The following is a 13,981-nucleotide window of genomic DNA, read 5'->3' as shown; positions in this document are numbered from 1 at the left end:
ATCATGGACGTGCTGCCGATCCACTGGCCGCAGGGTCGGCAACGGCTGCTTGACGGCCTTCGGCTGGCCCGAGAGATGGCGGCGGAAGCGTTGGCTGGCTAGGGCTTAGCGGCACTTGCGCATGAAGTATCGCGCCAGCAGAATCGGAAGCTTTGCTGGGCCTTGCCCGTAGCCTTTCTCGTCCTCGAGCTGATCAGGGTCGAAACCTTCCAGCACACCCTTCCACGGAATCCGGACATGCATCGTATCCTCGGTGTCATAGACCGGGACCAGCTTCAGATTATTCGGAATCTCGCCATTCGGGCCTGCACCTTGACCTCTGTACTCGTAGCCGGCCTCGAACAGCCAAGCCTTGGGGTCGGCCTTAAACGCCTTCCAAGTGGACCCCTCACTTTCATCGCCGACATCTTTGATCAGATCCATGATCTTCTTGCCGGTGTCGCGCTGGTTGGTCAACGTACTGCTTTTCAGATAGAAGAACCCCACCAATTCACGTCCCTCCTGTTGTCAGGCGCCGGTTGTCTGCGCCCATGGGCCTACTATTCGCGCCCAGCGTGAAGCCAGCGTGAAACACCAGGAGCGCACGGAAATCACCGCTTGATAGCCCGGGCGGGCAGGCGTCCTATGCCAACCATGCGGCACAGCAAGATCGACACCATCGCCCAACTGACCCGCGCGCTGGCGCAGGACTTCCAGCTTCTGCCGCTGGAAGACCCCGACCGGCCGGTGTTTCTGGCCGTCGCCTGGCCCGCGCATGACGGGGTGACCGGGCGAAAGCCGCGCCTGCCCGCCGGGCGTGGCCTGACCCCGCAGCAGGCGCTCGTCGCCACCGGAGCCGAGGCGCTGGAGCTGCGCGCCAGCCTCGCCCAACGTCACCTGCCCGCGCTGGCCGACCTGCCGCGCCGGGACGGGCTGGCCATGGTCGCGGGGCGAGATCTTCGCACCGGGCATGCCGTCCCCGTCACGGCTCAGGAGGTCTGGCTCGACTGCGCCGACATTTTGGGAGAGCCCCTCGTCACCGATGCCACCTCCACCGGCTGCGCCGTGGGGCGAACCCGGCACGAGGCCACCGAAACCGCCCTTTGGGAGTGCATCGAGCGGGATGCCCTGGCGCTTTGGTGGCACGGCGGGTTGCCCGCTCGCCCGTTGCCGGTCGAGGAGATCGACCGTCTGCAACCCCGGCTTTACTGGTGGCTAGACGGGCGTGACCGGGTGACCCACCTTCTCGATCTGACGACCGATATCGGCCTTCCGGTCGTGGCGGCAGTGTCTTCGGACCCAAGCGGCCGCTATGTCGCGGTTGGCTCCGCCGCCCGACTGCAGATCGCCGATGCCGCACTCGCCGCCGTGACCGAGATGGTCCAGACCGAGGTCGCGATGGAGGCTGCCCGGCTCGCCGGTGACCCCGAGGTTCTTGCCTGGGACGCCTTAGCCTCAACCAATTTGCAACCACAGTTCCACCCGGCCGCAGGCGCGCGTCCCGCGCCGCCCGGCGACCTGCTCCAGCGGCTGTCCGACCTGGGCCTTGCTGCGCAGGCCATCGATCTGACGCTGCTTGGCGACCCGCTGCCCAGTATGCGGGTTCTGGTGCCCGGCCTTTGCGCGATGGGCGGCCGCACCGACACGGCCCGCTTCCGCCGCCTCTGCCCGGACCCTTTGCCCTCTTTCCCCGAACCCTATTGAACTCCCAACCCTGGACCAAGGAGCCACCATGTGCGCTATCCAGATCTCGCATGACCTTGAAGACTGGACCGAGGCCCCCCCGCCCCGGAATGGCGCAGGCCCCTCGCGGTCGCCCTATTCCTACCTTTTCCCCGGTCTTGCCGATGTCCCGGACGCCGGCCGCTTCACCGGCACCGATGATGACGGCACGATCCAGCGTTTGAAGGACTTCGAAAAGGCCTGTCACCTGCCCAACGAACGGGTCTCGGCGCTTACAATCGACCTTCCTGCGGCCTACACCTACTTCGGCCAGTTCCTGAACCACGACATCTCGGCCCCCGTAGGCGGGCTGTTGCAGAACCCGGGCGATGTGCGCCCGCTTGGCATCGTCGGCACCGTCGATCTTGCAGGCCTTGGCAAGGACTGGCGGGCCGACGTGGCCACGATCCTGCGGCATTTCGTGAACGAACACGCCCGCCCGATGACGCTTGCCAGCCTTTACGCCGACGGCCCGGGCAGCAGCGACCTAGAGGTGAAGGCCCTCTACCAGCCGGATGGCAGCTTTCGCCTCGCCAGGGCCTACCCCGTCCCGATCGATATCCTCGGGGAGTCGACGAAGCGCCCCGAAGCCGCCATTCACGCCAGGGATGCCCCCGACATCCCCCGCAACGGTCGGATACCGCTGATCGCCGACCGGCGGAACGACGGGAACCTGATCCTCAGCCAGCTGCACCTTGCGTTACTCATGTTCCACAACAAGGCTGTAAAGGCGCTGAAGGCGCGGGGAACCAAAGCCGAGGATGTCTTCGACGAAGCGCGCCAACTGGTGACGCGGCACTACCACTGGCTTATCCTGAACGACTTCCTGCCTTCGCTTCTGTCGAAAACCGTGCTTGCGAAGCCCCTGTCGGAATGGAAGCCGCGCCCGCTGCCCCCTGGGACCGTGCCGATGGAATTCACCACCGCCGCTTTCCGCTTTGGCCACTCCATGGTCGGCCGCAGCTATGACTTCAACGCCAACTTCGGGCGGGGCGGCGCGCTTGAGAACCAGGCCACGCTGCAGCAGCTTTTCAACTTCACCTCCGACCGCAACATGGGCGACCCCCAAGGCAGGATCCCGCAACTGCCCGACCACTGGGTGATCGACTGGGACCGCCTGACCCGCATCAAGCCCCCCGGTGACGCTGCGGGAGCATCGGGCCTGGCGGAACGGATCGACCTCGATTTCGCGCCCGACATGCTGAACGACGCGGGCAACGCGCGGGTGCTTGAACACGGCTCAATCTTCTTTCGCAACCTCCTGCGTGGCTTTCACCGGCGGATCCCCTTTGGCCAGGTCCTCGCCAAGGCCTGCGGCGTCCCCATTCTGTCGCGGGACGAGCTCAGGGCCGCCATGCCGCAGCACCAGTCGCTCGACAGCCCCTACACCGACCCCGCCGATGCTGCCGGTGCCCTGGGGATCCTCGAAGAAACCCCCGCCTGGCTCTACTTCCTGTGCGAGGCGCAGGTGCTGGAGCAGGGCAAGCGCATAGGACCGACCGCCAGCCAGATAATCGCTGACACAGTCGTCAGCCTGATGCGGAACGACCCAACGTCGATCCTGCGGAACGGGGGCGGCACCTGGCACCCGCGCGACAGCCTGTTGCAGGATCTGTCTTGCAAGCCGCTAGACTCCCTGCGCGCATTTCTCCTCTTCTCAAGTCATGGCTCCTAGTAGTCAGCCTGACAACCTGTGCAACCGCACATCAGTACGGGAGGCCTAGTGTCGGTAAGTGCCCGGCCAAATGATGGCGCCTGCTGCGGCGTCCAGACAGCGTTGTGGCCATTTCAAGCCTTGGCCGTCGAACCGGTGAACGACCGCTTTCCGCCCTTCGCGTCGCGGACGGCAGACTGAGGCGATCGGCACGTTGCATCGAAGGGGTGACGAGTTTGTGCGCTGCAGGGCAAGCTGGCTGCCGACTGGCGCTTGGCCGACTCCAAAACCGGAACGAGTTCTTTGATCTTAGGGCGAAGGGCCCCGCCAATGGAGCGATCAAGCCTCGTTCACGAACAGATCGGTCACCGCAAAACGGGTCACGTCGATCAGACCCTTGTCCGAGATGCGCAGTTCCGGGATCACCACCAGCGCCAGCAAGGAATGCTGCATGTAGGCGTTGTTCAGTGTGCAGCCACACTCGGCCATCGCTGCCACCAGGGCTTGCGCCTTATCCGCCACCTCGCGCGCCGGACTGTCCGACATCAACCCCGCTATGGGCAGTTCCACCAGGGCCAGCTCCTGTCCGTCGCGCCAAAGGGTCACGCCGCCGCCTACCTCGGCCAGCCGGTTCGCGGCCAGCGCCATCTGATCGCGGTCGGTGCCGACGACGATCATATGGTGGCTGTCATGCGCAACCGTCGACGCAATGGCCATGCGCCCCTTGTAGCCAAAGCCCGAGACAAAGGCGGTGAAAACCTGCCCAGTTGCCCGGTGTCGTTCAACCAGCGCGATCTGAGCGATGTCGCCCTGCGCCTCAACCTTGCCGTCCGTAACAGCCAGATCGGCGGTCAGGGCGCGAGTCGGGGCTTGATTTTCGACCACGCCGATGAGGCGAGCCTTTACCTGCACCGCCCCGACGGGTGCTGCAATCGCAAAATCCTCGGCAGTCTTGGCCCGACCCATGCGCACGGTGGCACGGGCATCATCCGGCCAGTTGTAGTGCGGGCAGACCGCGGTCAAGCGCCCGGCCTCAGCCACCGTGACACCCCGCGCTATCACCCGTTCAACGGGCAGCGCGCGCAGGTCCGAGGTCAGGATGACATCCGCCCGCCGACCGGGCGCGATGGACCCAAGCTCGCGTTCAAGCCCGAAATGGGTGGCGGTGTTGATCGTCGCCATCTGGATCGCAATCAAGGGATCGCAACCACAGGCAATGGCATGCCGAACCGCCCGGTTCATGTGCCCTTCATGGACCAGCGTGCCCGAATGGCAATCGTCAGTGCACAGGATGAAGTTGCGCGGATCAAGCCCCTTTTCGGTGATCGCCGTGATCTGGCTTTCGATGTCATACCAGGCCGAGCCCAATCGCAACATCGATCTCATGCCTTGCCGAACCCGGTCGATGGCATCAGACTCGCGCGTGCCCTCATGGTCGTCAGACGGGCCGCCCGCCACATAAGCGTGGAAGGCAATCCCCCGGTCGGGGCTTGCATAATGGCCGCCAACCACCTTGCCCGCGCGCATCGTGGCAGCGATCTCCTCCAGCATCTGCTGGCTGCCATTGATCACGCCGGGATAGTTCATCATCTCGCCCAGACCGATTATCCCGGGCCAGCGCATCGCTTCGGCCACATCGTCGGGGCCGATCTCAAACCCCGTCGTCTCCAGCCCCGGGGCCGAAGGCGCGCAGGACGGCATCTGGGTGAAGATGTTGATCGGCTGCAACAGCGCCTCGTCATGCATCATCCGCACTCCGCGCAGGCCTAACACGTTGGCAATCTCATGCGGGTCGGTGAACATCGTCGTCGTGCCGTGAGGGATGACAGCAGCGGCAAATTCCGCCGGGGTCAGCATGCCGCTTTCGATATGCATATGCCCATCGCACAGGCCCGGGATCAGAAATTGGCCGGTGGCTTCCACCACCTCGGTCTGCGGCCCGATGCAATGGGACGCATCCGGTCCGACATAGGCAAACCGGCCCTCTGCAATCGCAACCTGCCAGCCGGGCAGGACCTCGCGGCTTTGCACATTCACCAGCGTGCCGCCTTTGATGACCAGATCGGCGGCAGCGCGCCCGGCAGCCACAGCCACCAGCCGAGGGGCACAATCAGCCCAAGAAAGAAGAGGAGATTTTGTCATGAGGAATTGGAACCCATCATCACCGGGGTTTCAAGGATCAACTGCACCAATCTGGCTGGTGGCGTACGGGCAATTGCGGGGCGGTGGGCCAATGAAGAGGGGGCTGCGGAACGAGGGGATATTTTAAGAGGGCGAAGCCAGTTGCGCTTTTTGCAAACGTCTGGGGGCAACAGAAGGGGACAACTTCTGGCGGCGCCGGTCACGCTGCGGGTGAGCATATGACGGTTCTTTTGGAGTGCACCCTTCGCCACCGAGCGGTCAGGTCCCGGCGGGTAGCTGTCGTTGACCCTGCCTCCTGTCGCCGCAGTGCGGCTTTCGCGTTCCTGACATTTGTGCTGCTTGCAGCGATTTGATGGCTTGATGGTCGGTCAGCGAAGGGAGCTACGGTTTCCCGGATGCCGTCAAACTGCATCCATAACTAAACCATCAACCGCGCGAAAAGCGCCCGCCACTCTTTGGACCAATGTCGCCTGCGAGCACATCGAACACCAGTATTCCGGCCAGAACGGAGACAAGAAAAAACGCTGCCCCCGGGGAAAACATCCCGGCTGAGACCATTGCCGCCAAAGGGAAGTAACCCGCCAGCCCCCAGCCCAGACCGAACAACACACCACTCACCATCCGTTTCCAGCCTTTTGCGCCATGCTCTGGCTCTACCTGCCCACCCAGTAGCGGTGCGTCTCGGCTGCCCGATAGGGTTACGACAAGACCGGCCGTGACCAAAGCGACGAGCAGACCGAGCCCCAGCGAGAAGGCCCTTGTAGCCTGCGGCATCAGAAAGGAATGCAGCAAAGCCGGATCATAAAGGCCGGATACTACGAAACCTGCTCCGCACAACAGACCGCACGCCAAGGCCACAAGCCGGATCATTCAACACCTCCGCCGCCAAGGAAACGTTGCAGATAAACCGCGATTGCCGCACCAACCACAATCGCCCCAAAAATGGTCGCCGCGTGCCCTGAGCGCCTTGCCATCCCGGTCAAGGCTCCTCCCAAGCTCGCGCCGCCAAAGCGAGAGCCAATACCCACAAGGAGCCCGCCGGCCACAAGAAACGGCCAGTCTGCTTCGACAGCAATTTGCGTTGGAAAGCCAAGACTGGTCATGATCAACGGGGCAACCACAATGCCTCCGATAAAGGCGATACTGGTTGCAGCCACGCCTTCGGCACCACCAACAAGACTTCCGATCATGCCAGAAGCGCCCATGACGCGGCCTGTGAGGACTGTCAACAGGCCAGCCGCCAGGCCAATAAGAGCGCCTCCCAAAAGCAGCGTTCCGAACAAATTCTCGAAGAGACCCAAGACGACATCCTCCCAAGGTTCGAAGCCAATCTGAAAAGATTGTACAGGGAAAACAAGCCCAAAACGCTGTCCTTCTGCCTTATGCCTTTGGGCCAGATGGAGACTTTCTATGCGTGCTAGAAAAAGATGACCGGGCAGCAGCGGTTAGCGAGTGTCATGCTCGGCACGTATGGTGGGTTGGCGCAGGCACGCCAGAACTGGCACGGACATATGGCTTGCCCAGTTTGGTGAAGGATGCCCCGTTGTGGCAGAACGGGTGCCACTGTACCGCGACCCAGCTGCAACTTGCGTGATCGTCCGCTTCACAAGGCCGCAAAGATTACCCAGCCGCACCCGCGTCAGTCAGCAAACCGCCCACAGGCACCTTGCTTAGCAAGAGGTGTGCTATGTATTCGGTGCCGGGCTGGCCGGAGACTGGGTGGGCTGGTGGACAGGAGGATCGTCCTATGCCTACCGAAACCCTTCCAATCGTTGGCCCCGCGTCGTCCAGCATGGAACAAAGGCCGGATTTTCGGGCAGAAACGGCCTTTGGCACCGAAGCATGTCTGGTCCATCCGAGTGCGGCTCGAGATGGCGGAAAGCAAGCGTGACCTGGCCTTGTTCAATGCTGCGATCGACAGCAAATTGCGCGGCTGTGATCTGGTCTGCCTGAAAGTGCGCGACGTGTTTGCCGCCGGCCTGGTCAAAGATCGGTCCTCGGTCACGCAAAGTAAAACCAAGACGCCCGTCCGGTTTGAGATCACCGAGACGACACGGATTTCGCTGGAGAGATGGATTGCGGATCCCGAGATGATCGGCTCGGAATACCTCTGGCCCAGCCGATTGCATGCTAGCTCCCATCTCTCAACCCGACAATACGCCCGCATCATGAGGGCGTGGGCAACCTCGATCGGCCTCGAACCCAGAGCCTATGGCACCCACTCCATGCGGAGGACAAAGGTGGCCCAGATCTACAAGAAAACGGGAAATCTCCGAGCAGTTCAACTGCTCTTGGGTCACACAACGATGGACAGCACCGTGAGATACCTTGGCGTCGACCTCGACGACGCGCTGACACTGTCTGAAGGCATTGATCTCTGACAAATAGCCGCTCGGCGCGAACTGCGCCGGGCGGCCCAAAGCTGCCGGTCGATAGCAACTGGTCGCCGCGGCGCGATGTCCCCAAACCGGCCATTTATGCTTGCCGCAGCGAAATTCCGGAACGAATCAGCGGTTGTTGATGGGGCAGCTGGCTACCTCCGCGAAACACTGACCTCGTTCTCGCCGCGCGACCTGCGCCGGACATTTGAGACCATCGCCGGATCTTTCGGCCTATCGCTCGAAATCCGCAATCGCCTGCAGGGCCACGGCATGTCCGACGTCGGGTCGGTCCATTACGACCGGTATGATTATCTGACCGAGAAACGAACAGCGATGCTGGTGTGGACGCGCTCGCTGCGGCGACTGCTAAGCCTGACAGCTTTGTTGGTTCTACCGGGCCCTACCTATCGATTTTATCGAAGGTGGGTGGTCAGCCACGCTGCGCGATCTAGGGGTTATCAAGCTGATCCCAAGGCCGCCGAGAGAAAAGCGCGGAAAACCTGAGCCGGCGCGGACAGCGGGCGATTGTTCGGCCAGGTCAGGCCGACGTCCATTGAGGGAATCGCCTCAATGGTCTGGCGCTGTTCGATCCGTTGGCCCTCAAGTGACCAGGGTCGATAGACCATGTCGCTGAGGATCGTCACCCCCATGCCGGCGGCCACCATCGACCGTACCGCCTCAACGGACGAGGTTGAAAATACCACTTTGGGGATCAGCCCGTACTGGTCCCAGTAGCGCCCGGCCGTGCGGCTGGCCTCGTCCACTGTCAGCATGACATAGGGCTCGGCAGCGACATCGCGCAGGCTTATCCCCGGTGCGGCCAGCAGCCGATGATCCGAGGGCAGCCAAAGCCGCCGCCGCGAGCGGAACAGCGTCTCGGATTCAAGTTCGCCGGTATTGCCAAGGTTCGAGGTCAACATGACGGCCAGGTCCAGCCCTCCGGTCACTAGGGCATTTTCGATGGCGGACCTTGGCTGTTCCGAGAGTTCCAGCGTGATGCCGGGATAAATGCGACGGAAGGAGGCATAGTGGCGGGCCATGAAATAGCCCGCGACCGTATAGGTCAGACCCAGCCGCAAGCGGCCCGTCACCTGCGTTTCTTCGCCCAAGGGGCTCCGCGTGGCTTCTTCGACGGCGGCAATGATCGCCTTGGCCCGGGACAGGAACCGCGCGCCTTGCGGGGTCACCGATACCCCTTGTCCACCCCGCGCCAGAAGCCGCGCGCCCAAGGCAGCCTCAAGGCTTTGAATGCCCGCCGTCACGGCAGATTGCGAGATGTTCAACTCCATCGCCGCATGGGAAACCTGCCCGGTCTCGGCGGCTGCGATGAAATAGCGCAACTGTCTGATGGTCAGCGACAAGGCACCCTCATATCTGCTTTATCGATACCGTATCTCAGAAATTCGAATTTGCAATGAAGACAGACTCGGGCCAAGTTCAGTAACATTCGGAAAACTGCAGGGGGTGCGATGCCTGTCACGGTGAACTGTGACATGGGCGAAAGCTTTGGGCTTTGGCGCATGGGGGACGACGCGGGGCTGATGCCCTTCATTCACATCGCCAATGTGGCTTGCGGCTTTCATGCCAGCGATTTTGACCACATGCGCGCCACGGTGCGGCTAGCCAAAACGCATGGGGTGAAGGTCGGAGCGCATCCCAGCCTGCCCGATCTGCAGGGCTTCGGGCGGCGCGAGATGAAGATGGGCCGCGAAGAAATGGCCAATTGCCTGATCTACCAGATCGGTGCGCTTTGCGGGTTCCTGAAGGCAGAAGGCGTTGAGCTGAACCACATCAAGCCCCACGGCAGCCTTTACGGTATGGCTGCTCGGCAGGAAGATATCGCCCAGGCGGTTTGTGATGCAGCCGATGTGTTTCAGGTGCCGCTTCTGGGGATGACCGGCACGCTCCATGAGAAGATCTACCCCGCTCGCGGCCATGGTTTTGTGGCGGAATTTTACGCCGATCTGGAGTATCGTCCGGACGGAAGCCTGATCGTGACGCGCGAGCATGATGCCAAAGACCCCGCGTTGATGGCTGCACGCTGCGTGCGGGCGATTACGGAAGGCAAAGGCACGGCCACGGATGGTTCAGACATTCCGGTGCGTTGCGACAGTATCTGCATTCACTCTGACACCCCCAATGCCATCGACATCGCCCGCGCAGTGCGAGCGGCGGTTCAGCCCTATACCTGAGAGGTTCCCATGGCCCAGATCCATTCGCCGCTTCCCGGCACCTTCTACCGCTCGTCCGCGCCCGACAAGCCGCCCTTCAAGGCCGATGGCGATGCCGTCGCAGTGGGCGACGTGATCGGGATGATCGAGGTGATGAAGTCCTTCCACGAGGTGAAATCCGAGGTGGCGGGCAGGAACATTCGCTTTGAGACCGACAACGAAGAGCCCGTCATGGCAGGCGCGGTTCTGGCGCAGGTGGACTGATGCTGAAGAAACTTCTGGTCGCAAACCGGGGGGAAATCGCCGTGCGGGTGATCCGCGCAGCACGCGACCTCGGGATTGCGACCGTGGCGGTTTATTCGGATGCCGACCGCGACAGCCTTCATGTGCAGATTGCCGATGAGGCGGTGCATATCGGACCGCCTGCGGCGAAGAAAAGCTATCTGAGCGTCGCTAACATCCTGAAAGCCGCCATCGATACGGGCTGCGATTCCGTGCATCCCGGTTATGGCTTTCTGGCCGAGAACGCCGATTTTGCCGATGCCTGTGCGGTGGCGGGGTTGGTGTTTGTCGGCCCGTCAGGTGACGCCATCCGCACGATGGGCGACAAGGTCGCCGCCCGCTCTGCCGCCCATGCCGCCGGGGTTCCGGTGGTGCCGGGGTCGATGGGCCGAGTCGCCGATATTGACGCCGCGCGCCATATCCTGATCGACACCGGATTTCCCGTGATGATCAAGGCCGCTGCGGGTGGCGGGGGCCGGGGCATTCGTATCGCCAATGATCTGGCCGAGTTTGAAGCCGCCTTCCCACAAGCCGCCGCCGAGGCGCTGGCCGCCTTTGGCGACGGCGGACTGTATATGGAAAAGGTCATCGCCAAGGCCCGTCATATCGAGGTGCAGGTTCTGGGTGACGGCAGAGATGCCGTGCATTGCTTCGAGCGTGAGTGCAGCCTTCAGCGCCGTCGTCAGAAGGTCTGGGAAGAGGCCCCCAGCCGCGCTCTGTCGGACCGCATCCGCGATGAATTGTGCACCAGCGCCGTGCGACTGACCCGGGCGGTGGGCTATTCCGGCGCGGGCACCATCGAATACCTTTATGACGACGAAGCCGACCGCTTCTACTTCATTGAGATGAACACCCGCATTCAGGTGGAACATCCGGTGACCGAGATGATCACCGGCATCGATCTGGTGGCCGAGATGTTGCGCATCGCTGGGGGCGAACCCCTGCGCCTGCGCCAGTCCGATATCGTGGTGCGCGGCCATGCCATCGAAGTGCGCCTGAACGCCGAAGACCCTTCGCGCGATTTCGCCCCCTTTCCCGGCACCGTCAGCATCCTGCGCGTGCCCGGCGGACCCGGCGTGCGGTTCGAGTCGATGCTTTACGCCGGATACACCGTGCCGCCGTTCTACGACTCGCTTCTGGCCAAGCTGGTCGTCCACGCCGAAACCCGCGAGGCGGCGATCACCCGCCTTGTCCGCGCCCTGTCCGAAACCCGCATCGACGGCTTGCGCACCACCAAACCGCTGTTTCTGGCCTTGGCGGATGACCCAGCCGTTCGGGCCAACGCTGTTCATACCCGCTGGCTGGAAGGCTGGCTTGAAACCCACGCGGCCCGGTTGGTGCCGGAACTGGAACCATAGGAGGGACCATGTCGATCCGCTTTTCCTTTGGGGGCGACGAGCACATCTTCGCGGAAGTCAGCGAAGAGATGTCGCTCGAGGCCTTTTTCACCTCGCTGTCGATGACCAATGCGGTCAAGGCGGCGGGCATCAAGGGCGTTACCGAGATTTGCCCGGCCAATGCCAGCTTTCAGGTCAAGTTCGACCCGGACCGCATCAAGCCCGGCGATCTGTTGAAGGAACTGCAATCCATGGAAGGGGCGGCGTCGAAATCCGACGCCACGCTGCAGACCCGGATCATGGAAATTCCGGTGCTCTATCAGGACCCCTGGACGCACGAGACCCTGATGCGCTTTCGTGAGCGGCATCAGAACCCTAATGCCACCGATCTGGAATATGCCGCCGAAGTGAATGGTCTTGGCGGGGTCGAGGATTTCATCAAGGCACATTCCAGCCAGCCGTGGTTCGTGTCGATGGTGGGGTTCGTGGCGGGGTTGCCGTTCCTGTACCAGATGGTCGAGCGCAAGCGTCAATTGCAGGTGCCGAAGTACCTGCGTCCGCGCACCGACACGCCGAAACTGACCATCGGCCACGGCGGCTGCTTTTCCTGCATCTACTCGGTGCGCGGCGCGGGCGGCTATCAGATGTTCGGCGTCACGCCGATGCCGATATATGACCCGACCCAGAAGGTCAGCTATCTGCAAGACGAGATGTGCCTCTTTAAACCCGGCGATATCGTCAAGTGGAAGCCGGTGACGCGCGATGAATACGACGCGGCGATCGAGGCGGTGGATGCCAATCGCTACGAGCCGGTGATCCGCCCTGCAACCTTCAGCCTTTCTGCGTTCAACAAGGACATGGGCAGCACCAATGCCAAGCTGATGGAGGCTTTGAATGGCCGTTAATGTCATCTCTCCCGGTCTGTCCACCACGGTACAAGACCTTGGCCGCCCCGGATACTATCACCTCGGCATTCCGATCTCGGGCGGGATGGACCGCTTTGCCCTGCGCGCCGCCAACATGCTGGTCGGAAACGACGAAGGCGCCGCGGTTCTGGAAGCGGTGTTTCTTGGACCGGAGCTGGAGTTTACCGCCACCGCGACTGTCGCTGTCACCGGCGGCGATCTGCCGCCCAAGCTGAACGGAGATGAGCGCAGCACCTGGGAAGGCTTTCCGGTCAAGGCAGGTGACCGGCTGAGCTTTGGATACCTCAAATCCGGGGCACGGGTGTACATCGCGGTTTCGGGCGGCATTGATGTGCCGGTCAAACTCGGCTCGCGGTCTACCTATACGCTGGGGGCTTTGGGCGGCCATGAGGGTCGCGCCCTGAAGGCGGGCGACATCCTACCCTTAGGCGCGGGCGCGGTTGGCAAGGGTGCGATTCCGGCCAATCTGCGCCGGATGCCCGGAAGCCCTGCCGAATTGCGCATGCTTCCGGGGCTTTACTGGCACCGCATCACGGCGGCGGCTGGCAAGCAGTTCTTTGCCGACACCTGGAAGGTCGCGCCCGAGGCCGATCGCATCGGTTACCGCTTCAAGGGCGGCACCGCACTGGACTTTGTGCCGCGCGAGCCGCCATTCGGTGCGGGATCGAACCCATCGAACATTGTCGATGCCTGCTATCCGTATGGGTCCATTCAGGTGCCGGGCGGCACGGAACCCATCGTTCTGCACCGCGATGCGGTGTCGGGCGGCGGGTACATGATGGTGGGCTGCGTCATCAGCGCCGACATGGACCTGATCGGCCAGTTGCAACCGCATTCGCCTGCCCGCTTTGTCGAAGTGTCGATGGATCAGGCGCTGGCAGCTCGGGCCGAGCGGCAGGCGGCTTTGGCGCGGTTGCGGGCGCATCTGGGGCGGTGATGACCGGGTTCGTTCATCGTGGGCGTCTCGCTTCTCTTCGCACCCCGGCGAAGAGCGCAGGAACTGCGACGGTGAGCAGCCCCTCAGGCCCTGCCGCGCGCATCTTTCGGAGTCAGCCCGAACCGGGCGCGGAAGGCACGGGAAAACTGCGCCTGATCGGTGAACCCCCGCGCATAAGCGATCTCGCCGATAGCGCGGCGGTCGGCGGGATTCTTCATATCCTCCATAGCCGCCTGCAACCGCGTGTCGCGGATCCACTGTCCCAGCGTCATGTTGGTGTCGCGCAACAACTCATGCAGATAGCGCAGCGAGATGCCACACCCTCCCGCCACCTCCTCCGGCCCCAGATCGGGGTCGTCGATATGGCGGCGCACAAAGCTTTCGATCCGCGCCAGATGGGCACTGCGCACCGTCGAATTGCCCGAGGTCAGCACCCGTTCGTCCGACTGG

15 protein-coding genes are annotated in these 13,981 nt (G+C 62.8%); 9 read left to right on the top strand and 6 right to left on the bottom strand.

Features of this window, described 5'->3' with window-relative positions:
- Window positions 1–105: 105 nt before the first annotated feature.
- A complete protein-coding gene (locus tag RMO18_RS09160; RefSeq protein ID WP_309665403.1) occupies window positions 106–489 on the bottom strand; it encodes a hypothetical protein in 384 nt (127 codons plus the stop codon).
- Window positions 490–633: 144 nt separating this feature from the next.
- Here RMO18_RS09160 and RMO18_RS09155 point away from each other — a divergent pair, with 144 nt between their 5' ends.
- Both RMO18_RS09155 and RMO18_RS09150 read left to right on the top strand, forming a co-directional pair.
- Entirely contained in the window at window positions 634–1,683 is a 1,050-nt protein-coding gene (locus tag RMO18_RS09155; protein WP_309665401.1) for a YcaO-like family protein, read from the top strand.
- A 28-nt stretch (window positions 1,684–1,711) separates the two neighbouring features.
- Window positions 1,712–3,376 (top strand): peroxidase family protein, encoded by a 1,665-nt coding sequence (locus RMO18_RS09150; protein ID WP_309665399.1) that lies wholly within the window; start codon window positions 1,712–1,714, stop codon window positions 3,374–3,376.
- A gap of 318 nt (window positions 3,377–3,694) precedes the next feature.
- Here RMO18_RS09150 and ade read toward each other — a convergent pair whose 3' ends face one another.
- The 3 genes from ade to RMO18_RS09135 form a co-directional block, all read right to left on the bottom strand.
- Window positions 3,695–5,497, bottom strand: a complete 1,803-nt coding sequence (gene ade, locus RMO18_RS09145; RefSeq protein WP_309665397.1) for an adenine deaminase — start codon at window positions 5,495–5,497, stop codon at window positions 3,695–3,697.
- 426 nt (window positions 5,498–5,923) lie between these two features.
- Window positions 5,924–6,367: a DUF6691 family protein gene (locus RMO18_RS09140; protein WP_309665395.1), complete on the bottom strand. Its 444-nt coding sequence runs from the start codon at window positions 6,365–6,367 to the stop codon at window positions 5,924–5,926.
- Entirely contained in the window at window positions 6,364–6,798 is a 435-nt protein-coding gene (locus RMO18_RS09135) for a YeeE/YedE family protein (protein WP_309665393.1), read from the bottom strand. The genes RMO18_RS09140 and RMO18_RS09135 overlap by 4 nt, the downstream gene beginning before the upstream one ends.
- A 558-nt stretch (window positions 6,799–7,356) precedes the next feature.
- Between RMO18_RS09135 and RMO18_RS09130 the strand changes: the two genes are divergently transcribed.
- Window positions 7,357–7,878 carry a tyrosine-type recombinase/integrase gene (locus RMO18_RS09130; protein WP_309665392.1) on the top strand — a complete coding sequence of 174 codons (522 nt, stop codon included), beginning with the start codon at window positions 7,357–7,359 and terminating at the stop codon, window positions 7,876–7,878.
- 96 nt (window positions 7,879–7,974) lie between these two features.
- Complete coding sequence (locus RMO18_RS09125; RefSeq protein WP_309665391.1) at window positions 7,975–8,382, top strand: hypothetical protein; 408 nt, start codon at window positions 7,975–7,977, stop codon at window positions 8,380–8,382.
- Here the strand turns inward: RMO18_RS09125 and RMO18_RS09120 are convergent.
- Window positions 8,337–9,239 (bottom strand): LysR family transcriptional regulator, encoded by a 903-nt coding sequence (locus tag RMO18_RS09120; protein ID WP_309665389.1) that lies wholly within the window; start codon window positions 9,237–9,239, stop codon window positions 8,337–8,339. The genes RMO18_RS09125 and RMO18_RS09120 overlap by 46 nt on opposite strands.
- A 108-nt stretch (window positions 9,240–9,347) precedes the next feature.
- Here RMO18_RS09120 and RMO18_RS09115 point away from each other — a divergent pair, with 108 nt between their 5' ends.
- The 5 genes from RMO18_RS09115 to RMO18_RS09095 are packed head-to-tail and all read left to right on the top strand — an operon-like array spanning window position 9,348 to window position 13,531.
- Window positions 9,348–10,070 (top strand): LamB/YcsF family protein, encoded by a 723-nt coding sequence (locus RMO18_RS09115; RefSeq protein WP_309665388.1) that lies wholly within the window; start codon window positions 9,348–9,350, stop codon window positions 10,068–10,070.
- A 9-nt stretch (window positions 10,071–10,079) separates the two neighbouring features.
- Window positions 10,080–10,313 (top strand): acetyl-CoA carboxylase, encoded by a 234-nt coding sequence (locus RMO18_RS09110; RefSeq protein ID WP_309665387.1) that lies wholly within the window; start codon window positions 10,080–10,082, stop codon window positions 10,311–10,313.
- On the top strand, window positions 10,313–11,689 hold the full coding sequence (locus RMO18_RS09105) for an acetyl-CoA carboxylase biotin carboxylase subunit (protein WP_309665386.1): 1,377 nt from the start codon (window positions 10,313–10,315) through the stop codon (window positions 11,687–11,689). Before RMO18_RS09110 ends, RMO18_RS09105 begins: the two co-directional genes overlap by 1 nt.
- 8 nt (window positions 11,690–11,697) lie before the next feature.
- A complete protein-coding gene (locus tag RMO18_RS09100; protein ID WP_309665385.1) occupies window positions 11,698–12,573 on the top strand; it encodes an allophanate hydrolase subunit 1 in 876 nt (291 codons plus the stop codon).
- Entirely contained in the window at window positions 12,563–13,531 is a 969-nt protein-coding gene (locus tag RMO18_RS09095) for a biotin-dependent carboxyltransferase family protein (RefSeq protein WP_309665384.1), read from the top strand. Before RMO18_RS09100 ends, RMO18_RS09095 begins: the two co-directional genes overlap by 11 nt.
- An 83-nt stretch (window positions 13,532–13,614) precedes the next feature.
- On the opposite strand, the gene RMO18_RS09090 is transcribed toward RMO18_RS09095, so the two are convergent.
- On the bottom strand, window positions 13,615–13,981 hold a 367-nt coding region (locus RMO18_RS09090; protein WP_309665383.1), incomplete at its 5' end, for a helix-turn-helix domain-containing protein.

Origin of the sequence: Tabrizicola sp. (genome assembly GCF_031377265.1) — a bacterium.
Classification (GTDB): Bacteria; Pseudomonadota; Alphaproteobacteria; order Rhodobacterales; family Rhodobacteraceae; genus JAUYQR01.
The sequence above is the reverse complement of the archived record's forward strand: the minus strand, read 5'-3'. Positions and strand labels throughout refer to the sequence as shown.

Bases quoted from the DNA above. Each gene is read 5' to 3' on its own strand.
- RMO18_RS09155 (WP_309665401.1), top strand. From the start codon at position 634: ATGCGGCACAGCAAGATCGACACCATCGCCCAACTGACCCGCGCGCTG.
- RMO18_RS09150 (WP_309665399.1), top strand. From the start codon at position 1,712: ATGTGCGCTATCCAGATCTCGCATGACCTTGAAGACTGGACCGAGGCC.
- ade (WP_309665397.1), bottom strand. From the start codon at position 5,497: ATGACAAAATCTCCTCTTCTTTCTTGGGCTGATTGTGCCCCTCGGCTG.
- RMO18_RS09140 (WP_309665395.1), bottom strand. From the start codon at position 6,367: ATGATCCGGCTTGTGGCCTTGGCGTGCGGTCTGTTGTGCGGAGCAGGT.
- RMO18_RS09125 (WP_309665391.1), top strand. From the start codon at position 7,975: ATGCTTGCCGCAGCGAAATTCCGGAACGAATCAGCGGTTGTTGATGGG.
- RMO18_RS09115 (WP_309665388.1), top strand. From the start codon at position 9,348: ATGCCTGTCACGGTGAACTGTGACATGGGCGAAAGCTTTGGGCTTTGG.
- RMO18_RS09110 (WP_309665387.1), top strand. From the start codon at position 10,080: ATGGCCCAGATCCATTCGCCGCTTCCCGGCACCTTCTACCGCTCGTCC.
- RMO18_RS09105 (WP_309665386.1), top strand. From the start codon at position 10,313: ATGCTGAAGAAACTTCTGGTCGCAAACCGGGGGGAAATCGCCGTGCGG.
- RMO18_RS09100 (WP_309665385.1), top strand. From the start codon at position 11,698: ATGTCGATCCGCTTTTCCTTTGGGGGCGACGAGCACATCTTCGCGGAA.
- RMO18_RS09095 (WP_309665384.1), top strand. From the start codon at position 12,563: ATGGCCGTTAATGTCATCTCTCCCGGTCTGTCCACCACGGTACAAGAC.